This is a genomic window from Chlorobaculum thiosulfatiphilum, from assembly GCF_006265165.1.
In the GTDB taxonomy this organism is placed as follows: domain Bacteria; phylum Bacteroidota; class Chlorobiia; order Chlorobiales; family Chlorobiaceae; genus Chlorobaculum; species Chlorobaculum thiosulfatiphilum.
The window spans coordinates 1-21,669 of the sequence record NZ_VDCH01000026.1 but is presented as its reverse complement, the minus strand read 5'-3'; the positions used below and the strand labels follow the sequence as shown (position 1 = coordinate 21,669).

The 21,669-nt window shown below is 44.4% G+C and carries 17 protein-coding genes; 9 read left to right on the top strand and 8 right to left on the bottom strand.

Annotated elements, in window-relative coordinates; all coding sequences use genetic code 11:
* Positions 1 to 35 precede the first annotated feature (35 nt).
* Positions 36 to 392: a hypothetical protein gene (locus FGF66_RS12680; protein ID WP_170181324.1), complete on the bottom strand. Its 357-nt coding sequence runs from the start codon at positions 390 to 392 to the stop codon at positions 36 to 38.
* On the opposite strand from FGF66_RS12680, the gene FGF66_RS10320 reads away from it, so the two are divergent.
* From FGF66_RS10320 to FGF66_RS10280, 9 genes are all read left to right on the top strand, one after another.
* Positions 382 to 1,239, top strand: a complete 858-nt coding sequence (locus FGF66_RS10320) for a lysophospholipid acyltransferase family protein (RefSeq protein WP_246046660.1) — start codon at positions 382 to 384, stop codon at positions 1,237 to 1,239. The two genes, FGF66_RS12680 and FGF66_RS10320, sit on opposite strands and share 11 nt — an antisense overlap.
* A 1,715-nt stretch (positions 1,240 to 2,954) precedes the next feature.
* A complete protein-coding gene (locus FGF66_RS10315; RefSeq protein WP_139457558.1) occupies positions 2,955 to 3,701 on the top strand; it encodes an ABC transporter permease in 747 nt (248 codons plus the stop codon).
* An 18-nt stretch (positions 3,702 to 3,719) separates the two neighbouring features.
* Complete coding sequence (locus FGF66_RS10310) at positions 3,720 to 4,439, top strand: ABC transporter ATP-binding protein (protein WP_139457557.1); 720 nt, start codon at positions 3,720 to 3,722, stop codon at positions 4,437 to 4,439.
* 86 nt (positions 4,440 to 4,525) lie between these two features.
* Positions 4,526 to 5,716: a glycosyltransferase family 2 protein gene (locus FGF66_RS10305; protein ID WP_139457556.1), complete on the top strand. Its 1,191-nt coding sequence runs from the start codon at positions 4,526 to 4,528 to the stop codon at positions 5,714 to 5,716.
* Positions 5,661 to 7,265 (top strand): glycosyltransferase, encoded by a 1,605-nt coding sequence (locus FGF66_RS10300; protein WP_170181326.1) that lies wholly within the window; start codon positions 5,661 to 5,663, stop codon positions 7,263 to 7,265. Before FGF66_RS10305 ends, FGF66_RS10300 begins: the two co-directional genes overlap by 56 nt.
* 90 nt (positions 7,266 to 7,355) lie before the next feature.
* The gene (gene glf / locus FGF66_RS10295; RefSeq protein ID WP_139457554.1) at positions 7,356 to 8,510 is read left to right on the top strand and encodes a UDP-galactopyranose mutase; all 1,155 of its coding nucleotides are present in this window, start codon (positions 7,356 to 7,358) and stop codon (positions 8,508 to 8,510) included.
* Between the two features lie 20 nt (positions 8,511 to 8,530).
* Positions 8,531 to 9,475, top strand: a complete 945-nt coding sequence (locus FGF66_RS10290) for a glycosyltransferase (protein WP_139457553.1) — start codon at positions 8,531 to 8,533, stop codon at positions 9,473 to 9,475.
* A gap of 117 nt (positions 9,476 to 9,592) precedes the next feature.
* Entirely contained in the window at positions 9,593 to 10,999 is a 1,407-nt protein-coding gene (locus tag FGF66_RS10285; protein ID WP_170181325.1) for an undecaprenyl-phosphate glucose phosphotransferase, read from the top strand.
* A gap of 137 nt (positions 11,000 to 11,136) precedes the next feature.
* Positions 11,137 to 13,059: a hypothetical protein gene (locus FGF66_RS10280; RefSeq protein ID WP_139457551.1), complete on the top strand. Its 1,923-nt coding sequence runs from the start codon at positions 11,137 to 11,139 to the stop codon at positions 13,057 to 13,059.
* A gap of 128 nt (positions 13,060 to 13,187) precedes the next feature.
* On the opposite strand, the gene FGF66_RS10275 is transcribed toward FGF66_RS10280, so the two are convergent.
* The 7 genes from FGF66_RS10275 to FGF66_RS10245 all read right to left on the bottom strand — a co-directional run bounded on the left by FGF66_RS10275 (position 13,188) and on the right by FGF66_RS10245 (position 21,563).
* On the bottom strand, positions 13,188 to 15,131 hold the full coding sequence (locus FGF66_RS10275; RefSeq protein ID WP_139457550.1) for an ABC transporter ATP-binding protein: 1,944 nt from the start codon (positions 15,129 to 15,131) through the stop codon (positions 13,188 to 13,190).
* Positions 15,132 to 15,222: 91 nt separating this feature from the next.
* Positions 15,223 to 15,438 (bottom strand): hypothetical protein, encoded by a 216-nt coding sequence (locus tag FGF66_RS10270; protein WP_139457549.1) that lies wholly within the window; start codon positions 15,436 to 15,438, stop codon positions 15,223 to 15,225.
* 505 nt (positions 15,439 to 15,943) lie between these two features.
* Positions 15,944 to 17,932, bottom strand: a complete 1,989-nt coding sequence (locus tag FGF66_RS10265; protein WP_139457548.1) for an acyltransferase family protein — start codon at positions 17,930 to 17,932, stop codon at positions 15,944 to 15,946.
* 50 nt (positions 17,933 to 17,982) lie between these two features.
* Complete coding sequence (locus tag FGF66_RS10260) at positions 17,983 to 19,104, bottom strand: glycosyltransferase family 4 protein (protein WP_139457547.1); 1,122 nt, start codon at positions 19,102 to 19,104, stop codon at positions 17,983 to 17,985.
* A 223-nt stretch (positions 19,105 to 19,327) separates the two neighbouring features.
* Positions 19,328 to 20,050, bottom strand: a complete 723-nt coding sequence (locus tag FGF66_RS10255; protein ID WP_139457546.1) for a glycosyltransferase domain-containing protein — start codon at positions 20,048 to 20,050, stop codon at positions 19,328 to 19,330.
* Positions 20,047 to 20,337 carry a hypothetical protein gene (locus tag FGF66_RS10250; protein WP_139457545.1) on the bottom strand — a complete coding sequence of 97 codons (291 nt, stop codon included), beginning with the start codon at positions 20,335 to 20,337 and terminating at the stop codon, positions 20,047 to 20,049. The genes FGF66_RS10255 and FGF66_RS10250 overlap by 4 nt, the downstream gene beginning before the upstream one ends.
* A 284-nt stretch (positions 20,338 to 20,621) precedes the next feature.
* The gene (locus tag FGF66_RS10245; protein WP_139457544.1) at positions 20,622 to 21,563 is read right to left on the bottom strand and encodes a hypothetical protein; all 942 of its coding nucleotides are present in this window, start codon (positions 21,561 to 21,563) and stop codon (positions 20,622 to 20,624) included.
* Positions 21,564 to 21,669 lie beyond the last annotated feature (106 nt).

Here is a 21,669-nt window from a genome sequence, read left to right as displayed (position 1 = left end):
ATTCATGAATTTTCACGTTAGAGAGATGCTTTCCTTTAGTTAATAAATATAATGCGAGAACGCATTCGTGAACAGCCCGAAAAACAGTAAATGGCATCCGGCGAAATTTCGCTATTGCTGTCCAACTTCCTGTTTTCTTCTATCGCTTCGTTTTGTACCTTCTGAAAAGTTTTCCGGTCATGGGTTGATTTGCCGGAGAAGCTGCCGAGGTAAATTTTTGCGTTTTTCTGTATGCATCCATCAGCCAGGCCCCTGCGGCTTTGCCGTTCTTCATGGCTATGGATAGAGAAGTTGTTTGTAATGGGATCAAATACAAAAGCGTCGCCTAAACGATTCTGGAAAAAAATCCGGAGAAAATCGAAGGCGGCATCCGGGAGGTTGATGTTCGTCATACTCAACCTGCTCGGAATTATAGTGCGGAAACTCGACCGGCATCAGACGCGTCGGTTTGCCTTCCTGATCGGCGATTTCATGCACCGCGTTCTCGGTATCCGGCGCGGCCTGGTCTATCGAAACCTCAGCCTCACCTTCCCTGACAAGTCACCGGACGAAATTCGCCGTATCGCCACGGGCGTTTACCGCAACGTGGCCTCGGCGCTGCTCGAAGTCCTGAGTCTGCCGCTGATCCGGAGCCATGAGGACGCAGCCGCGCTGGTCGATATCGAGGGCGATGCCGCATTCGAGGAGTGGCGGCTCGCCGGAACGGGCGGCGCGGTCATCGTTTCGGCTCATTACGGCAACTGGGAGCTGATGGCGATGGCTTGCGGCCTGATGATCCGTCCCGTCACCATCATCGTCAAACGGCTGCGCAACCGTTTGATCGACAGGAGGTTGAACGAGTATCGCTCCATGAGGGGGAACAGCGTGATCTATCCATACCAGTCGGTCAGAGAGGGGTTGCGTCTGTTGCAGAACGGAGGCATACTTGCCATTCTCGTCGACCAGTCCGACCCGGACGAAGCGAATTTCAGCGAGTTTCTCGGGCGGCGGGCCACCGTATTGCACGGCGCGGCTTTTTTTGCGCTCCGGGCGAAAGTGCCGCTCTTCATGCCTATGTGCACCAGCAACGGCGACGGGCGCTACACCATCACCGTCAACCAGATCGATACCTCCGATCTCTCGTTCAGCAAGGAGGATGTTGCCACGCTCGCTTCCCGATACACCAAAGCGATCGAAGCACAGATTCGCCGCCGTCCCGAAGAGTGGTTCTGGCTGCACGACCGCTGGAAGCGGAGCTGAAGCAGCCTTGTTGCCGCTTCTGTTTTCATCCGGCAATGGTTCGATCGATAGTCTGAACCCGCTCTTCGGGAGAGGGTTTTGGTCATCCGAACAAATGCTCCATTCCCCATCAAACGTCATGACATCGTTTCTGACGTATCCTATACCTCCCCCAAGGACAAGATATTTACGCGATTTCGGCAGCGACAACTGGACGTATGAACGCATTCGTCTCGATGATGCTCAATGCAATGATGCCGATTCCTCTGCGTACATGCTCAGATAAAGCCATAAATAATTTGCTTTTATAGCAGAACTGAGAAAATGTTCTGGTTCAGCGGAATTGGAGAGTGAACGCTGAACCAAAAGAGCTGGAGGAACAAGTCGTTCAATGATAAAGGGCGCTGCTAAATGCTTATTGCGCGTCCCGATTGCTGCGCCGGGTGGCGCTCTAAATCCTCACGTACCCCATGTACGCTCAGGTTTCTGCGCTCCATTCGCCCTGTATCTCAAGTCGCTCATGACACTTTTGAGAAGCGCCCTGAAATATCCAGCAGGTATCAATGCCGTCCTGCTTGCGTGACGATCAATGCTGTCTATCAATTATAGCGTATGCTGAATGAGACGGCATTCAATAATGTTTTTTGAGCGTGTGGATATATAGGCAGGAATCACTTGAAAGTTATGCTTACAGCTATAAAGAGGGGTGGCTGATGCGAATTCTTTATTGATTCTTGAGGCTTGATAATGGGTGAATCGGTTAAATGGATTCGGATGAGTATGCACTCTGGATTGATCAGTTGCAATAGTCACTACAGGAAGAGATTAGGCTGGGAATGAAATTTGAATATGCTTTATCCATAACCCAAGCTCTGATGTTATTGATAATTGGTTGAAAGTTTTGGTGTCAAAAAGATAGCTGGCTTTTTTTTTGAAAGCAATTCTTGTATATGTGTGTTATCAATGTATTTTAATATATATATAGCACATGAATCTTGCGGTTCTATTGGGCGATTTGTGCGGCAAGTGTTTGCTTGTTGGGCATTTTTTTTGCTTTATATGTGTATATTTGTATTATTTACGTATAAAGTTGGGAAACAGTTATTGGATGATATATTATTTTTCTATATAATGTTTGTGTTGTGAATTTGATTTTGTCTTTTGAAAGGTTAGTGTTCATTGATATTGAGTGTGGGGAGATGAATCCAGTCTGTTTAAAGCGTTTGTTATTCATTTATTTATAATGCTTTAGAGTTGATAGCCTGTCTTGTTTGGTTTATGAATTCGTTGACAGAAGAGTAAAAGCTATCGTATCAGTTGAAGTCAAAAATTTGGTCAATAGCAGAGCGTATTAGGGGCTTATGACCAATTCATATAACCTGACATACAGCCAAACGTTTTGGTTTTGAATGGTATGGTGACAATCGAAAACATAAAATAAGTTGAATCTTCCTGAGTTGCATATAGCTAAGTGAAAAATGCACGTAATGTGTGTTTTGGGAATGCAGTACTTGTTGTTTTTGTGGATGAATAACGAGTCAGAGTTATGCTAATAGTGTGTGCTTTTGCCAACAAGATGTAAAAGAATCAGTTATGTCGTCTTGCGGAATATTTCAAGACACCAGTATTGATGGTGTTGTTAAGTATCCTGCCTCTGTTAATCAATTTAATGTATTCGCTTTGAGGCAGGGGTGTTCGTTTGAAGGTCAATATTTGGAAAAGGTAACTGTAAGTAAATGAAGCTTTTCCAGAATAGTGTCTATTTAGCATGGGCCGATACCAAGGCTCGTTACAAGAAGAGTATTCTCGGCCCGTTCTGGCCGGTTTTAACGAATCTCATTGGTGTGCTTGGGCTTAGTGTAGTTTGGGCTAATCTGCTTCATGAGAACATGACTACCTTCGTTCCTTCTCTGACTTTGGGATTGATAGCGTGGCAATTGATATCTGGCACTTTGATCGACGGACCTGTTACGTTTTATCGTCAGGCGGGCATGATTAAAAATGTGGCAATACCTGCATGGTTTTTCGTGTTACGACTTTTGGCGCGTCATACCATCAATATGTTACATAATGTTGTGATTGTTATAGGTGTGATGTTCTTTTTTAAAGTACAAATCACATGGACGACGTTATTGGTTATTCCGGGACTTATTCTGGTTCTCTTGAACCTTTTCTGGATGATGTTTTTGCTTGGAATGCTCGGTGCGCGATTCCGTGATATTGAGCATCTTGTCAACAGCGCAGTGCCTTTGCTCTTTTTTGTAAGTCCGGTAGTCTATCGAATTAACCGGCTTCCTGCAAATCTCAATATAGTATGGTTTAATCCATTGAGTTATTTCATTGAAGTTGTCAGGGCTCCGGTGCTTGGCCATGTTCCGGGTCACAATGCTTACATGATTATGATAGTATTGTTTATTACAGGGTCGTTGACTACCTGGGCATATTATAAATCTTATGGTAAAAGGCTTGCTTTCTGGGTTTGAAAATTTTTTAGCTGTTTTATGGCGAATATCACTTTCGATAACGTTACGATTCGTTACCCTGTTTATGATAGTCATGGCTTGTCTTTGAGAAGTCAGCTCATGCGAGTCGCCACAGGAGGTAGCATAGAAAAAAATGCAAGAACTACACTGGTTACAGCATTAAAAGAGGTGAGCTTTACTCTCAAGGATGGAGATGCCGTCGGTCTTATAGGTCATAATGGTTCCGGTAAAAGCACATTGTTGCGTACCATGGCCGGTATCTATCCACCAGACAAAGGTAAGGTTACTCGATTAGGTAAAACGGCAACAGTATTCGAGATAGGAGCAGGGTTGGATTATGAGCTTTCTGGCTACGACAACATTATTCATCTGGGCTTGATGATGGGAATGAAATATAAGGAAGCAAAAGCCTTAACCCCTGATATTGAAGAGTTTACAGAATTGGGAAATTTTCTTCAACTACCGATTCGTACCTACTCTTCAGGTATGACAATGCGACTAATGTTTGCCGTTGCCACTGCGGTAACACCAGAGATTTTACTTATAGATGAAATGTTTTCAACAGGTGACGCAGGTTTCCAAGAAAAAAGTCTGATTCGGATAAAAAAACTGATCGGCTCAGCAAAAATTTTCGTTTTTGCTTCTCATGATCATCATCTGATTAAAACGTATTGCAACAGGATATTCAGTCTCGAGCATGGTAATCTTAAAGAAATACCAAATGAAGCATTTGTGTAAAGATATTATTGCTGCAGGAGTATTGAGCAGTTACTTAAAATCTGATTTCAAAGAGTTGGTATAAAAAAGATTCTCAAGATAAATATGTGGTATGGAATGGATTTGGAGGCGATGAAATGAAGTGCTCATTATTGTATGACTCTCGAAATGATGGCGATGAGATATTGATCAGTTATATTATACCATTATTTAATACTGAACGATATGTGCTTGAGGCTATTGAATCAATATCGTGCGCATCAGGAAAAGATATTGAGATAATTGTCGTCGATGATGGTAGTACAGATAATAGCGCTAATATTGTTTTGGATTGGATGCGAAATGCTCTGCTGCCATGTGTGTTGATAAAGCAGCCCAATAGCGGGCCGTCTGCGGCGAGGATGTTTGGTATATCATATGCTCGTGGAGAATATATTGGCTTTTGTGATAGCGATGATTTTATTAATGTTGCTGCATTTAAGAAAGCAATTTCTATTGCTAAGAGTTATGAGTGTGATGTTATTTTCTTGCGTTCGGTAGTGTTTGATAGTGTTACGGGTGAGTCTTATGATTTTTATGATACATATTGGTGGGATCATATATTAAAAGATAGAGGGTTTGCTGTAGTGACCGCAACATCTGCTCCCGCAGTATTTCGTTTAGAGCCTAATGCGAATACACGTTTACTGAAAAGATCATTTATAGAAAAAGAAAGATTGTCATTTCCGGTAGGGTTAGATTTTTTTGAGGATTTTACTTTCCATGTCGCAGAGTTGGCTGCTGCTAAAATATTTATGTATGATAAAACGGGATATTATTACAGAGTCAATCGCTCAGGAAAGCTTACTGAGCAAAAGAGTGCGAAACGGTTTGATATGTTGAAAAGTGTCGATTTGGCTTTTAAAGAGGCATCTTCAAGAAATGTTGATTTGTTGGGTTGGTCTTATATTATTTGTATTGCTAGTCGTGTAATGTATTGGTGCGGTCAAAATACTCTTGTCAAGGACCGAAAGCGCTTTTTTGAGTTAGCAACAGAATTGATTCAAAAGAATGTTAGTAAAGAATTATACGATACTTGCATGGATACATTTATAGATAAACAAGAAAGAGTGCTGTTGTCAGCGCTGAAAGTTGGTGCTGTAAATTTCCTCGTAACGCATGCGTCTGAAGGAAGGATTCGTGCAATTGATACCTTACCATTAATGTTAAGTAAGGATTATGGTAAGGCATCGAGAGATGTGGTTGTCAAGATTTTTTTATTTAAGGTTAAATCAATATTCTTATATAAAAAGCAATAGTATGTTAAGGTCTCAAGAAATAAAAAGATATTCTCCGAAATTGCAGGGCGGTTTACTGGGGAGATATTATGAAGAGGATGTTATTCGGTACAAGAATAATTATTATGGGTTAAAGACTTGGACGGATAGTATAGAGTATCCTGCTGTATTTATTGGCGTCAGGTCAGGTTTTGAAATAATCCGGATGTTGCATGATTATGATCTTGTGAAAATAATTGTTGTTGAGGGTAATGATCAAATAATAAAAGAATTAATATCGGTTCTTGATGGTTGTGAGGGATTGAAATGGTCGGATAGAGTGTATTTTTGCCAATCAATGGCAGCGCTTGCAGACCTTATTCGTGATAGCTCTATAGGATTGATTCGTGTTGATATTGAAAAGTTTTATTGGCTTGGGTTGCTGGAAATATTTAATAAATATACTGTTAATTATATTTGTGGTGAATTCGATCCTGTTGACGTTGATCCAATGGACGTATATAGGGTTTCGAGAGATAAGGCAAAAAGCTTTTATTGGCGTGTATTAGGGGCAAAGATACCGTTGGTTCAGCGTGCGAAAAAGTGTTTGTACGAAGTATCTGTTGTTATTCCTGCATATAAGGTTTTGCCATGGATAGATCGTTGCATAAGCTCGTTGGTAGAGCAAAACCTTGAATCAATAGAGATTATAGCTGTCGATGATGGCTCTCCAGATGATACCGGCAAGCGATTGGATGAATGGGCTTTAAAATACCCGCAAAAGGTCAGAGTCATTCATAAAAAAAATGGTGGTTGTGCTTCGGCAAGAAACTGTGGGTTATATGAGGCACGTGGAGAATATGTGGCATTCGTTGATGCGGACGACTGGGTTGATAGAAGAATGTTTTCTGAGTTATATCGTTCAGCGATTATGAATGGTACTGATGTTGCGGAGTGCGGATATGCGGAATATTATGAAAACTCTGGAAAAGTAAAAAATTATCCATCTACATCCATGAGTGTTGATAAAAATGAAGTTGTTGGATTCGTTAATGATCCGCGTACGCATTTGGTAGCGAAGCCAACTATATGGAGACGAATTTATCGTAAAGAGTTTTTAACCAGTAATTCAATATGTTTTCCTGAGCATATAAGGCGTTTTGATGATCTGCCTTTTCAGTTTGAGGTTTTCTCAAGGGTGGCAAAGATGTCCCAGATTCCTGAATGTTATTATTTTTATAGACAGGAACGCGAAGGGCAGGATGTTATGGTTAGGGATCATAGACTATTTGTGCACTTTAAAATATTTGATTGGTTACATGATAGGGTCGGGGGATGGTGTGATACTACGGTCAATAGGTATATGTTGCAATGCAAAATTAATACTCACAGATGGGCGTTGTCGAAAATAGAAAAAAAATACCTGTTAGCATATTTGAGAGCAGCTATTAATGATATAGTTCATTACCATGGTTCTATTGACAGGATGGAGTTGTTTGCTAAAGTTATGAGGAGAGGTGGGCCTATTATTTTGGCGGGTATATTGCTTGTATCTTTACTGGGTTCTGGAGATATACCGGATGATAATTAATAAAGTATTGTTGGCGTTTAAGGATATTTTTAGATGACATTGTGAAAAGATAAAGATTATTAGGCGTAAAAAAAATGCCAAATCAATAAGATGAAAAAAAATATATCTGTTGTTGGCTCCGGTTTTTCCGGTGCGGTTATTGCAAGGGAGCTGGCTAATGCAGGCCATAATGTGGCTGTGTATGACAGCCGTGAAAATATAGGCGGCAATTGCTACACTGAACGTGATATTACAACGGATGTAATGGTTCATAAGTATGGCCCTCATATATTTCATACAAGCGATGAGCATGTCTGGAGCTATGTCCAGCAATTCGATGAATTCGTGCCTTATATCAATCGTGTGAAATCGATTTATAACGGTCGAGTTTATTCGCTGCCAATAAATCTGATGACGATAAATGCTTTTTTTGGAAAGACATTATCTCCGAAAGAGGCCAAAGAGTATATCCAGTCAATTGGTGAGCGCTCTATCGAAAATCCGCAAACATTCGAGGAACAGGCATTGCGTTTTGTAGGTCGAGAGCTGTATGAAGCGTTTTTTAAAGGCTACACAATAAAACAGTGGGGGCTACATCCGTCAGAACTATCTGCAAACATTCTTAAGCGGTTGCCTGTCCGTTTTAATTATGATGACAACTATTACGCCAGCAAGTATCAGGGTATTCCTCGTAACGGATTTACTCACGTAATTCAGAATATTCTCGATCATCCCAGAATAGAGGTGAAACTAAGTACAATCTTTTTGCGTGACGAAGCTGAGAAATATGATCATGTTTTCTACAGTGGCCCGATTGATGCCTGGTTTAATTATTCTGAGGGACGCTTGGGATACAGAACACTCGATTTTATTGTAGAACGACACCAAGGGGACTACCAGGGAAATGCAGTGATTAATTATGGAAATGAGGAGGTTCCGTGGACAAGAATCTCTGAACACAAACATTTTGCTCCTTGGGAGAGTCATGAAGAGACGCTTATTTACAAGGAGTACAGCCGCCAATGTGGTGAAAAGGATATTCCATATTATCCTATACGTCTTGTTAGTGACAAAACATTGTTAAGCAGGTATGTAGAAAAAGCAAATAAAGAAAAGAAAGTAACATTTGTTGGACGGTTGGGCACCTATCGTTATCTGGATATGCATGTGAGTATTGCCGAGGCGCTTAATACAGCGGAAAGCTTTCTGAATTGTCAGGAAACGGATAAAGAAATGCCTGCTTTTATAGTTGATCCATTGAACTGAGTAGGATAAAAAAATATTCAATGAGATTATATGCAGTAATAGTGACATTCAATCGACTAAAACGATTGAAAAAAACACTTGAGATGACTCTCGCAGAGAACCCTGAGGGAGTGCTTGTGGTAAATAATGCCTCCACTGACGGTACCACAGAATGGCTTTGCAGTGTTAAAGATCAACGTTTGAAAGTACTCAACTTGTCGGAAAACAAGGGCGGTGCCGGTGGTTTCCATGCAGGTTTCAAATGGATAGTGGAAAATACCGATGCTGAGTGGCTTGTGTGTTACGATGATGATGCTTATCCAAAAACAGGCGCATTTAGTGCTTTTGAAAAGTTGCCTGATTCAATGCAGATTGGCGGGATTGCTGCTGCCGTTTATTTGCCAGATGGTCAGGTTGCAGAAATGAATCGTCCGAGTATTAATCCCTTTACAAATATAAAAACGCTTTTGACAGCTGCGGTCGGCGGCAGAATGGGGTTTCATATAGCTGACGACTGGTATCGATCAAAAGTTAATAAAAAAATAGATCAATCGTCATTTGTTGGGCTTTTTCTTCGTGTATCACTCATAAAAGATAAATGGGGGTATCCTGATGAAAAATTGTTCATATATGCGGATGATATGATTTATACCAATCAAATAACTCGTAGCGGTTATGATATTCTGTTTGTTCCAAAGATAGAATTCGTGCATGACTGTGTCACGCTTGTTCAGCAAAAAGCTGTCTATAACCCACTCTGGAAGGCATTTTATACTTACCGTAATGGATTGAAGCTTTATCGCATAATGGCTGGTCGCCTTTTTTGGTTGGTAGTATTGCCAAAGATTGTTGCATGGATATTAAATGCTCGTCACTACGAAAATAAAAAAGCATACTTGAAGGTATCGTTTATAGCAATCCTTGATGGTTTAAATGGTCGTTTCGATAGGTCGCATATAGAAATAATAAAGATTAGTCAATGCTGATAATCGCGTCAATATATATTGATCATAATGCTTCTCATTGTGAGGTTTGTAAGTTCAATTGTGTGGTTTAATGGTGTTGTTGTAGCTTGTTTGTGAACATAAATTGTTTTGATTGTGATGATGCAGGTTAAGCAATATCGATCTTTGTTTGTCTTCGTAAAGCGAATGCTTGATGTGTCGCTTCCGTTGCTTGTTTTATATTTTCTGGCGCTCTGGTATGGGGTGCCATGGGCGGATCGTTATACACTTCTTGGTCTCATCGGAGGTGTGCTTTTTGTTAGTTACAATCAGTACTTGGAAGTCTATGATAAATGGCGCGCTCGCTCTGTATTCGGAAGTATCCAGCTTGTTATCAGATCTTGGGGCGCTACAGTTATTACTCTGATTATTCTTGGATTTATTTTAAAGCGATCAGCTGATTTTTCAAGATTTGTAATTGGAGTGTGGTCTGTATCTCTTCCTCTTCTTGTAATGCTCCAAAGACTTGTTGTGAGAGCTATGTTGAGATATGCTTTCAAGCAAGGTTTGAGTATGAAGAATGTCAGTATTGTCGGGGTTGGCAAAGTTGGGCATTTTCTTATAAATCTGTTTAATAGCACCCCTTCTCTCGGTTACCGAATTGCCGGATTGTATGATGATGATGCGAAGCTGATCGGCGAGAAGATCGAAGGTGTTGCTGTTATCGGGGATTTAGAGCAGGCTTGCATTGATGCACAGAAAGGAAAATGTGATGAATTGTACCTTTGTTTGCCATTGGGAGCTGAGAAGCATATCATGATGATGCTCGATCAATTAGCTCAGAGCACGGTTGTTGTAAAATATGTCCCGGATCTTTTTGCGTTTGATTTATTGCATTCAAAATGGATGAGTATTAAAGGGCTGCCAGTCATAAGTGTTTATGATACGCCGATGAGTTCGATTGTGGCAAGAGTATTGAAAAGAGCAGAAGATATAGTTGTGGCAAGTGTCATATTGATGATTATATGGCCGATTATGGTTATGATAGCCATAGGTGTAAAGCTTACGTCGCCCGGTCCTGTTTTTTATAAACAGACACGTATCGGTTGGAACAAGTTGCCCTTTACAATTCTGAAATTCAGATCAATGCCGGTTGGTGCTGAAAATAATGATGTCAAGTGGGGGCATGCGAATGCAAAAACAGCAACAAGTTTTGGTCGATTTATCAGAGCTACAAGTCTTGATGAGTTACCACAGTTCATTAACGTATTGATAGGGAATATGTCGATTGTGGGGCCTCGTCCAGAACGTGATTTGTTTATTGAAAAGATAAGTCGGGAGGTTCCACGTTATATGCAGAGGCATATGGTGAAATCCGGGATTACTGGATGGGCGCAAATCAATGGTTTAAGAGGGGATACATGTCTGAAAAAGAGGGTAGAGTACGATCTTTATTATATTAGCAACTGGACGGTATTGCTTGACTTGAAGATTATTATGATGAGCGTATTTAAAGGATGGTTAAATGAAGATTTTTCTAAAAAAGCCTTGTTAAGAAAAATATAAATAATTGTATGAATTTGAGTAATCGATGGTATTATCTTATAGGTATTATTATTTTTCTGACGGTTCAGTGTTATGGAATCTGGTATTTATGGTATGCGCATCCAGGGCCGGTAGGTCTTGATGATGCAGGATGGTACATGTCAAACATAGAGTATTTCAGGGAGTTTCCGTTCATCAGTAAAGGAGGCATTGAACTGACATCCCCGCCCATATACAATTTCAATAAAATCACTCATCCTCTTGTCTTTGGCTGGCTATCATTGCTGCTGGGCGTTTCTGCCGAGACTATGTTCTACTGGAATTTTTATATCGGTCTCGCTCTGATGGGCATTGCTCTTTACTTCCTGTTCAGTCGTATCGATTCTTCTCCCTGGTTTGTCGTGACAGCATTCGTGCTCTTTGCTTTTTACGAAGGGAAGGGGAGTTATCATGGATTTTCCTGGGTGACCCCAAGTTTCTATGCTATTGCTCTCTTTTTGTCTGGAGCTACAGCTCTGTTTTATTCAAAACGGCCGGTCGCATACGGGTTGCCGTTGATCGTTTTGTTGCTTCTCACCCATTCGACAGGAATATATCTCGCCGTTTTATTGCTATTGTCATATATCTTGAACGAAAGCATCACTAAGAAAAATATAAAACCCCTTATAGCCGGGATCTTGTTTGCACTGGCCATATCGATTGTTGTTCTCTTGGCTGAGTTTCTCTATCGACAGCATTTGATTCCAGGGTCATTCACCACTTCTTTTCAAAATTATCAAAAAGGAGATATGGTTTATGCAAAAGATTGGAAGGAACAATCAATAGTTGCTATTCAGTCGATTTACAAGACGGTCAAGATGAATGATTTTAACAAATATTTCTACGGCTTGTACACGCCACTTGTCGGTTATGGTCTTTTCGCGCTGGTACGGCAACGTAAACTGCCTCTCGTTATGTTGTTTGGGGTCCTTTTTGCAGGATTGATTATCGCTTCGCCGCTCTCACGATTTCCGATGCGATTTTTTTATCCTCTTGAAGTCTTTACATGGATCATAATTGCTTATGGTTTGAGCGTAATCATCAGAAAGTTGTTCATGTCCGGTGTCGGTGAAATTCATGGCGAAACTTCACGATGGCCAACGTGGACGCGAAAAGTTTTTGAATCGAGTATGTTAATCATAGCCTGGCTTTTCCTGTACAATGCCATATATCAGAAAGCTGATCATACCACGTATGTCAAGTACAGCAATGTGCGTTTTTTCGATAAGGAACGCTTTCTCGGCTTTATGAAACAGAATCCTGAAAAGAGATTCGTGGTATTCACCAAGATGCGAGATATCTATTTGTCTTACGAAGGAATGTGGCAAAATCCGCAACTGCTGTTTCCTGAGAAATCTGATCCACAAACAATCGCACAATCGCCTTCTGATTATTTCTTCATAGCTGAGAATCATCGGTTTTTAGATGAGAACAAACGTGGCGAGGCTCATGTGTTTTTGCCGGAGAGTGCGTCATTATGGCTGTCGGTGGATGGTCTGCAACCTGGCCGGTATAGGCTCGAAATGATCGATACCGGTCTGCCTCGAATTGATGGTCTGCGTCTATTCTCTGGCGACTCTGTTGTTTCGTCATGGCAGACTGATGACTATCCGGTACGTTTTCCTGATGAAGGAATGACTCCGCCCTTGCTTCTGCCATGGTACTGGCAACTCGACAAGCCATGGCTCTTCAAAAAGCGTCCGATTCGCCAGGATAATATCGCAAGGATAACAAAGCGATATTCATGTGAATTTCGGATTGATCGGCCTCTCAAAATCATTACGCTTGAAAACAACGGGGATGATCTTTCGTTGAACGGCGTCATCAGAATTGTCGATCTCGACCGTGGCGGTAGCCGCGTGTTCGACTTCTATTGGGGTGATGAGCGAGTGCTGAAAAACGATCTTGGTTTGATGTATGATGGCAGGCGCTATCCGTTGCTTTGGTCAGGCGCGTATCCGGGGATGCTGATGACGCTTGAGAAGAACTTCCGCGATGTCAAAACGTTCAGCTTTTATTCGATTGGCTGGCCGGCGCAATAATCCGGTTTATAGCGATTGCGTTGCGTAACGCTTCTCATTTTGCACGAGTCACAGCGAAAGCAATATTCCTGTTTCACGGCCGCAACGGTCGGCTTGACGTGAATTTCTCTTTATCCGTCTCTGGCGGCTCAGGCTTTGGAAACAGGTTTTTTGCCTGGCTTTTCGGTGAACTGGAGATCGAAGAGATATTTGTATGTGCCGTTCATTTCGAGCAACTCTGTGTGACTTCCGGATTCGATGACGCGCCCGCGTTCCATCACAATGATCCGGTCGGCGTTCCTGACGGTCGAAAGCCGATGGGCGACGATCAGCGCGGTACGGTTTTCCAGGGCGTGATCGATGGCCTCCTGCACCACCTTTTCAGATTCGTTATCAAGAGCGCTGGTTGCTTCGTCGAAGATGAGCAGCTCGGGATTTCTGACCATCGCCCGCGCGATCGCCAGACGCTGGCGCTGGCCGCCCGAAAGCTGGAGGCCTCGATCACCCACGAGCGTCTTGTACCCTTCGGGCTTGTCCATGATGAAGCTGTGGGCGTTGGCCAGACGGGCCGCGCGTTCGACCTGCTCATGGTCGATGCCGTTGCGGATGCCGTAGGCGATGTTCTGCTCGATGGTGTCGTTGAACAAAATGACCTCCTGGCTGACCACGCCGATTATCTGGCGGAGCTGTTTGTAGTCATACTCCTTGATGTCGATGCCATCGATGGTGATGCGGCCCGACTCGACGTCGTAAAAGCGAAGCAGGAGATCGACCGTTGTCGATTTGCCGGAGCCGGACTGCCCGACCAGCGCGACCATTTCGCCTTTATGGATTTCAAAGCTCACCTTATCGAGCACGTACGGGGCGTCCGGCTCTTTCCGGTACCGGAAGCAGACCTCCTCGAAGCGGATGGAGTGGGAGAAGCCGTTGATCTTTCTGGTTCCGTTGACAATATCCGGCCGGGTATCAAGCAGCTCGAACAGCTTTTCAGCCGAAGCCATGCCAATGTGAATCTGGGTGCTCATGGAGCTGAAGGTCTTGAATGGCCCCATGACCGAGTAGAGCGTGAAGGCGAAAAGCAGCAGTTCGGTAGAGGTCATTTTGCCGGCGAACACCTGGAGGCCGCCGTACCAGAGCACCAGGGCGACCGCTGAGATCAGGAGCGTTTCGTTCAGCGGGCTGATGATGTTTTTCAGCCGGTTGATGCGGATGTCGAGCTTGCGGTAGTCGCGGGTGAACTGCTTGAAGCGGCTGACCTCAACATCTTCGAATGCGCTCGATTTGATCACCTTGATGCCGCTGAACTTTTCCTGAAGCACCGAATTCATATTGCCCATCACATCCCTCAGGCGTCGGGCCATCGATTTGATCCGTTTGCCGATCAATCGCATGATGCCGAAGATGAGCAGCGAGGTGGCAATGGCGAACAGGGTCAGTTTCCAGCTCAGCACCAGCAGCACGACCACATACACGAGCATGGAAAAGGGGTTCTGGAGCAGGTTGACGAAGGTCGAGCTGATCATGGCGTTCACCGAGCTGACCTCGTTGTGAACATAATTCATCAGCGTACCGACCCGGTTCTGGTTGAAGTAATCGATCTGCATTTCGACGATGCTGCTGAAAACGTCGTCCCGGAGGTTCTTGGCGGTTCGGGTCTGGATGCGGAAAATGAGCTGGCCGTTCAGGTAGGCGAACAGATTTTTCAGGAAGAACGCCGCGATCAGGAAGAGGCATATTCTGAGGAGGGTCTCTTCGCGGCTTCCGGCATCGAACAGGCGCTGGAATTTTGTGGTCGCCCAGGTTTTGAGCGCCTTGGTGTCGGTGAGTTTTTCGGGAAACTCGACATCGGCATCAACCGGCATTGCTTGTGTTTTCGCGCTTTGCAACTCCGGCATGTTCGGGAGCCTGACGCCGGGAGTCTTGGTGGAGGTTTGCTGCGGCTGGCCGCTCGAAAAAACGGCGTTCAGGAGCGGAAGCACCGAATAAATCGAGATGACGCTGAACAGGGAGGTCAGGATGCTGACGAAGAAAACGATGACGATCCGGCTTTTCGATGGCGCGAGATATTTAAGAAGTCTCAGGTATATATTCATGAGGTCCGCGTGTTTACTGCAAGCTGGAGTTCAGGCCGGTGGGCAATGCTGCTGCCGGTTCGGTTTCGTGGCGAACCGGGATTCTCAGAGGTCAATGTAAATCATTTTTCAAATATTGCGCTTTTCGATCCGGCGAGGCTTCGGGCAATGCGCAGAGTGCGGGCAGTTTTGGGCATTCGGCGGCCGGATTTGCAGATACCTGTCGATCGCCACGGTTGGCTTGCCCAATCTGGTTGGTGATGACGTGAGCGGAGTCGAGACTGTTCCGGCATCTCGTCCACGCTGGATTACGCATGATCAGCGCCATCGCGGTTGAGGTTATGCCGGGGTGTCAGGCGAACTTCGGATTTGGTGTTCAGAAAAATGGCGTGATATCTTTTTCTACCAGAGGCCCTTTTCGGTAATTCTTTTTTTTCCAGTCGGTTCCAAAATTGTACCTCAGGAATCTGGAAATAAACTTGAAATAAGAGTGTCGTTCGAATGCAGATTTTATTGACTGCATTTCAGACGGGTTGAGTTTCGTTTGTTGGACAGGGCCTCTGTTTAAACTGCTTCTCGGTACAAATACAGCATGGAGACAACGGAAATAAGCGTTATCCCAGTTGACTTCTCGATAGAGATCATGTTTGTGTTGATGAGCTTTTGTTTCGCTCTTGAATTGAAGAACTCCGGAGTGCAGCCTTTCCGGGCAACCGGTCCAGCTCTCGATGAGTGAAAAATTGTACAGCTTGGTTATGATCCTGTTTCCACGACCGCCTGGTTCTGGCTCTATAGCCGTTGAATAGGAAGCAGAAGGGCATTATTCATGAAGTTTACAATTTGTTGATTTGATAATTTGCCTGTTCGAGATGAGATAAGATAGAGCTGAATATCCTGGATACATACGCAGATCCATATGCTGACAGATGATTGTCGTCAACATAGAGAAATTTTCCTGAATGCATTGGCAATGCTTTACCAGAACTGTCAAGCAAAATTTTTTCAGGATGAAGCACTGTTATGTTTCTATTCTCTGATATATCATGTATTGCCTTGAAAGGTATTTTGTTCAATTCAAAATAGTCTTCCTTGTTCGATGAAATAACGGAAATCGGGATGTTCAAGCGTTTACTGATAAATAGCAGACTGTTCGGGTCTTTTTTGAGCCTCGGCACATCCATTACCACTATTACGTCTTTACCCATCGAGCGAAGTGTATCAACAGATCGCGACAAGCCTATGCTCAATAGCTTTTCCTGGCTTTCACCCTGATGGAACTGATCGTAAATATCGCGATACGAAGTTGATGGAATATCAGACCATTCTGCGGCCATGATAACCGTCTTGACTTCAGGATGTTGGCGCAGGAAGTTGATGACGGCGTCATTATGCCCGACCTCGTCGTGTTCTCCTCTCATGCGATCCATTCCCAATAAGGGGCGTACACCAGTTCGGCTAATATTGTAACCGGAAACATTATAGGCTAATGCCCTTTTTTCAAGGCCCTCTGCAAGCGCCACAGCATGTGAATCTCCCCACAATGCGAATGATGGCTTTGACTCCGGAGACCCTATGACCGGCGGCTGATTACCATTTTTCATGCCATCAAGCCACTTGTCTTTTGTCTTATGGTCAATCCATGCAGGATCGGTTTTCATACTGACTACGGCGCCAGGGTGATTTCGCCATGGCATACCCTGCTGTAAATGGACAATCCTGCCTGAGGCTGCGCTGATAAACATTACCGTTAGAGCTACAGCAAAAAGGTGGCCTCTTTGCTGTAGCATGGTCTTGCCACTCCTGAACGGTTGTTCGATATACTTCCAGGAAAAGAATGCAAACGCCAATGAAAGCGCTATAATGATAACGGCATCCGTAAGTCCATAGGGCCAGAAAATCAGGTACTTCTCGAAGGCGAGAATAGGCCAGTGCCAGAGATAGAGGGAATAAGAAATTAATCCGATAGCAACAAACGGTTTGAAACGTAAAATCCTGTTGCCAATGCCATATTCTTTCTGGTCAATGTTGATGCCGCTATGAATAATCAAACCTGATCCAAGCACCGGGATAAAAGCGCTCAAGCCCGGAAACAGGGTGTTTTCGCTATAGAAATATACACTTCCAAGAATAAGAATTAGTCCTGTCAAAGAGGCTGCATCGCGAAGGCGTTCCGACTTGAAAGAAGGAAGTGCATGAAAGGCTAAAAGGGTTCCTGTCAGGAGTTCCCAGGCACGGAATTGAAGAAAGTAAAAAGTTGCGCGCTGGTAATCATAAATGTAATAGATGCTTAAGCCAAAAGATATGGCCCAGATAATTAGTAGTACATTGAATACATGTTTCTTTATGAACTTATGAAGCAGTGATAAGAGTAGCGGGAATATAACGTAGTATTGTTCTTCGATAGCCAACGACCAGGTATGAAGCAACGGCTTTTGAAACGATGGTGCTTCAAAATAACCAGATTGTTTTTGAAACAGGATGTTTGACCAGAAAAGAGTAGCCGCAGTAACACTTTCTCCAAGTGCGTCGAAAGCATCATGAGCCATGAAGAAAAAGCCTGCAATGAGTATAAAAAAGATGACAGCAAAAAGGGCAGGATAAATTCTTCTGATCCTTTTCTCATAAAACCTGATAATGGAGAATTTATCCTCTTCAATATCCTTGAGAAGAATAAGCGTAATCAGGTATCCTGAAATGACAAAAAAAACATCGACACCAACAAATCCGCCGCTAAAGCCTGGAATTTCTGTATGAAAAAAAAGAACTGACAGTACCGCGACAGCTCTTAATCCATCAATATCTGGGCGATAATTTATTTTCATATTCTCTAATCTTGTTACCGGATAAAAGCTTGCTTGTGCTTATTTTGGTGTTATTTGTTGCGTGAACTTTTGCAACACCTCAGTGTTTCGAGCAGGGCCAGTTCCCGTTCGGCGATGATGTCGAGCGAGTAGTGCGCGAGGGCAAAGGCTCTTGCGTTCGCGCCGAGCTGTGTTCTGAGTTGCTCTGAGCCGGTGAGCGCCGTTATCGCTGCCCGAATACTATCCGGAGATGTTTCGCACAACCAGCCGTTTTTGTCGTGGGCGATGACCTCGCGGATGCCGGGCGCGTTCGCGCCGATGACCGCAGCGCCCGCAGCCATCGCTTCGATCAGCGTTTTCGGGTGGCCTTCGTAATGAGAAGGCAGGATGAATATTTTCGACCGGTTCAGGTATCCCGGCAGTTCGGTGTTGGGCAGGTTTCCCTTCCAGTCGATATCGAGATCGAGGGCGCGAGCTTTCTCCTTCAGCTCGTTTTCCAGTGGGCCGCTGCCGATGATGAGCGTTTTGAGTTCCAGTCCGCGTAGCGCTTCGAGGAGCGACTCCAGATTTTTTTGCGGGTTGAGCCTGCCGATGAAGAGCAGGTCGATCTCTTTTTCCGCAGCTCGCGGCGAAAAGGTCTCGGTATCGACATAGTTCGGCGTGACGGTGATCTTCGCCGTGCTGCCGGGGATGCGTTCGGCGATGCTGTCGCGCATCATCGGCGTCGTCACCTCGATGGCGTCGGCTTCGCCGAAAAGCTTCAGCTCGTCGCCGAGCGCCTGCCGCGCCTGCGGAGAGTCCGCTCCGTGCTGGTTGGCGATGAACTCCGAGTGCATGTAGCCGCAGCGGGCAAGCATGGGCTTGTTGAAGCGCCGCGCCGCCGCGAGCGCCGTCAGGGCGCCGGGGGTCTGGTTGGATTTGATGACGCTGCTTTGCCGCAAAACTTTGCCGTGCAGGAGGGGAATCAATCGGGTGTAGAGGCCGAGCGGCAGTCTGAACTCGTTGCAGAGGATTTCGATGCCTCGCAGTTTTTCGGAGTAGCGCTGTTTGTCACGGCGGCCGTAGGTAATGAACGACACCCGTACGCCTTTTTCGACATACTTTCGGTACAGCGCCACCTCGCGTTCGAGCATCCCGCTCCGCTCCCAGGCTCTGAGCGATGTATCGTGAGTGAAGAAGAGGACGAGGTGCATCGGCGTATCACTTTGTTGTGCGGGGTTTCAGGTCAGAACAATGCCAGCTTTGCCTTAAGATGCCGGAGTCAGCCATTATAAGTATGCCGAGGCTGACTTTCACTGCCATGCGGTTGAACGGTGAGAAAATATAGAGGCGTAAAATAGACAAAACGAATCGAAATTTTCGATCCCGGCTTCCCTGCTTGGAGTGCCCTGCCGGACAGGCTTCTTGGTCATCAGGTCAGATTTTGTTGTTTTGGAGGCCTTTTTTCAATGATTTAAGAAGCTTCTGTACCGGTGTTTTCTTGTGCTTGTGGGTGTGTATCTCGAAGTGGTCGTTATTCCGGATCGTTCCGGGCAAGAGAGCGTATTCGAGCTGCTCATTTCTGGCGACATACGCAAAGCTTAGCTGGTCGCGTTTGCTGTGTCGTTGCAGCTCCTGCCACCAGAGTTCAGAAAATCGAATGATGTTGGGCTGGTTATGGCGGCGAAGAAGTATGGTGTTTTCCGTCAGCCCATACTTTTCCGGATGTCCGTTGCGGCGGTAGTGCTCGATCTGTCGCCTCATGGTTACCGGATCGTCTTTCTGCCTTTCGATGCAGGCTTCGAGTTCTTCATAGATGCAGTTCCTGCTGGAGTGGGAAAAGACAGCCCAGTCGTGCTTAACCAGATGCCTCAAGGCAAAGTCCCTTATATCGGCCCGTTTTATGGAGACTGAGCCATCGATGTAGAGTGAATATTCGTGATCAGGAAAGAACCGGTGGGGAAGCAGTTTCACCATGCGGTTCCGCCTGGTGTTATCCATGTCTTTGATGTTGAAGTAACGTATGTCGAATGCTCCGGATCTGAGCTTGCGGTTATTGGTGAAGCAGACGAAATCGCATCCGTCGATTGGTTCCGGAGGGTTTTTCAGGTCGTCGTACTCACCGAAAAGCGCCGTATAGACCACAATTCTGCTATTCATTCGCCAAGGTTCATAAATCGTTTCAGGAGAGGGATTTGTGCCGCAAAGTCATTGCGTTTGGGGGTTTCGGACCCGCGGCTGATCGCAGCACCTGCCGCCTTCACTTCGATTAGAGGTATAGGGTGTTCTTCATACCGGGAGGGCAGCCTGAACTCGTTGCAGAGGATTTCGATGTCTTGCGGTTTTTCCGGGTAAAGCTTTTTGTCTTGGCGGCCGTCGGTGATGAATGACACCCGCACGCCCTTTTCGATATACTTCCGATACAGCGCCAGCTCGCGTTTGAGCATACCGTTCCGCTCCCAGGCTCTGAGCGATGTATCGTGAGTGAAGAAGAGGGGTAGGGGCATAGAAAAGCGTTTGTATCGCCGTGTTTTGCGTATTCGCTTCGTATTGAAGCTTTATTCGTTTTATGATTTTGTTAGTGAACTTTTATAGTCAAAATAATTTTTCTGGCGAGAAAAATAATGACTTATCGTACTTTTTGTGCTTTATAAAAACAAGTTCATTGCAAGCAACCATTACTAAATTAGCAATTATCCCAATGTTAAAAAGACATTTTTATGCCATTTGCTTAGACGGTTTTTTCATTGAAGAAGAAGCTTCGCAGGCGTAACGCCTGATTTTCGCATGAATAAAAAGATCGAATCTTTGTTGTGTCGGGAGCTGGTTTCGCGATCAGTTTGTTAATACAAGAATCTATATTGTCAGCGTTTTCTTCCAGAAAAACTATGGATTCATATAATGACGCAAGCTTTTCATATGACGGTAATTTGTTGGCAATAATGGGGATGCCCGTTATTGCAAAAACCAATGCCTTGAAAGAGCTGTGTCCAAGATTATAGGGATCGTCTATATAGGTCCTTGGCAAGAAGGCGATATCGCAATCCAGGAGATGCTTTGAAAATGTCTCGTATCTCCATGGTATGTATGTGAAGTTAAAATCAATTTTCTGATTGTGAATCTTGTCGTCACAAATCAAAACGACTTTGTTGTCAATTATGTTGGCGTACTTGTTGAGAAAGAACGCTTTGCTTGAGACGCCAGACCAGCCAAATATGGGGTTGTGATAATTGATGTTCGATTTTTGAAGATGAAAGTATTCGGTGTCGATGGGATCATCCATGATGTGGATATTGCTGTTGAAGCGCTTTGCATAGGAGGCAATATTTTCAGTGCTGCATATGAGTCCGTCGCATACCTCGGCAATTTTTTTTTGATAATACACCTGTTCTGTATTGCAGCCACTATGTTCAACAAAATAGTTTACGACGGAATCGAAGTACACTTTTTTGGCTGTTTTTCGCAGTGCTTTGCAAAGAAGCAAGTTCTTTTTTGTTGCCAGTCGATACACTATTGCTATATCGTAAAGTCTGAAGGGGTTGTTGATACGAACATCAAATCCTAACTTTTGGTAGTGTTTAACCATCTGTAGAGCGCGAATCCATATCGATGCGGACACTTTGTTGTAATCGCTACTGACTTCCGGGAGGAATAGTCCAAGCTTTTTTTTCATTTGCTGCTCGGGTTATTTTCTTTTTTTTGGGTTCTTCGCAGAATATCGTGGGTAAGGGCTTCTGCTGTTCCGTCATGATTCGATAGCCATGTTGAGTTTGCCGCAG

Coding starts and splice junctions, on each gene's coding strand:
- FGF66_RS10320 (WP_246046660.1), top strand. CDS start 382: ATGTTCGTCATACTCAACCTGCTCGGAATTATAGTGCGGAAACTCGAC.
- FGF66_RS12680 (WP_170181324.1), bottom strand. CDS start 392: ATGACGAACATCAACCTCCCGGATGCCGCCTTCGATTTTCTCCGGATT.
- FGF66_RS10315 (WP_139457558.1), top strand. CDS start 2,955: ATGAAGCTTTTCCAGAATAGTGTCTATTTAGCATGGGCCGATACCAAG.
- FGF66_RS10310 (WP_139457557.1), top strand. CDS start 3,720: ATGGCGAATATCACTTTCGATAACGTTACGATTCGTTACCCTGTTTAT.
- glf (WP_139457554.1), top strand. CDS start 7,356: ATGAAAAAAAATATATCTGTTGTTGGCTCCGGTTTTTCCGGTGCGGTT.
- FGF66_RS10290 (WP_139457553.1), top strand. CDS start 8,531: ATGAGATTATATGCAGTAATAGTGACATTCAATCGACTAAAACGATTG.
- FGF66_RS10285 (WP_170181325.1), top strand. CDS start 9,593: ATGATGCAGGTTAAGCAATATCGATCTTTGTTTGTCTTCGTAAAGCGA.
- FGF66_RS10280 (WP_139457551.1), top strand. CDS start 11,137: ATGTCAAACATAGAGTATTTCAGGGAGTTTCCGTTCATCAGTAAAGGA.
- FGF66_RS10275 (WP_139457550.1), bottom strand. CDS start 15,131: ATGAATATATACCTGAGACTTCTTAAATATCTCGCGCCATCGAAAAGC.
- FGF66_RS10270 (WP_139457549.1), bottom strand. CDS start 15,438: ATGGCGCTGATCATGCGTAATCCAGCGTGGACGAGATGCCGGAACAGT.
- FGF66_RS10265 (WP_139457548.1), bottom strand. CDS start 17,932: ATGAAAATAAATTATCGCCCAGATATTGATGGATTAAGAGCTGTCGCG.
- FGF66_RS10260 (WP_139457547.1), bottom strand. CDS start 19,104: ATGCACCTCGTCCTCTTCTTCACTCACGATACATCGCTCAGAGCCTGG.
- FGF66_RS10255 (WP_139457546.1), bottom strand. CDS start 20,050: ATGAATAGCAGAATTGTGGTCTATACGGCGCTTTTCGGTGAGTACGAC.
- FGF66_RS10250 (WP_139457545.1), bottom strand. CDS start 20,337: ATGCTCAAACGCGAGCTGGCGCTGTATCGGAAGTATATCGAAAAGGGC.
- FGF66_RS10245 (WP_139457544.1), bottom strand. CDS start 21,563: ATGAAAAAAAAGCTTGGACTATTCCTCCCGGAAGTCAGTAGCGATTAC.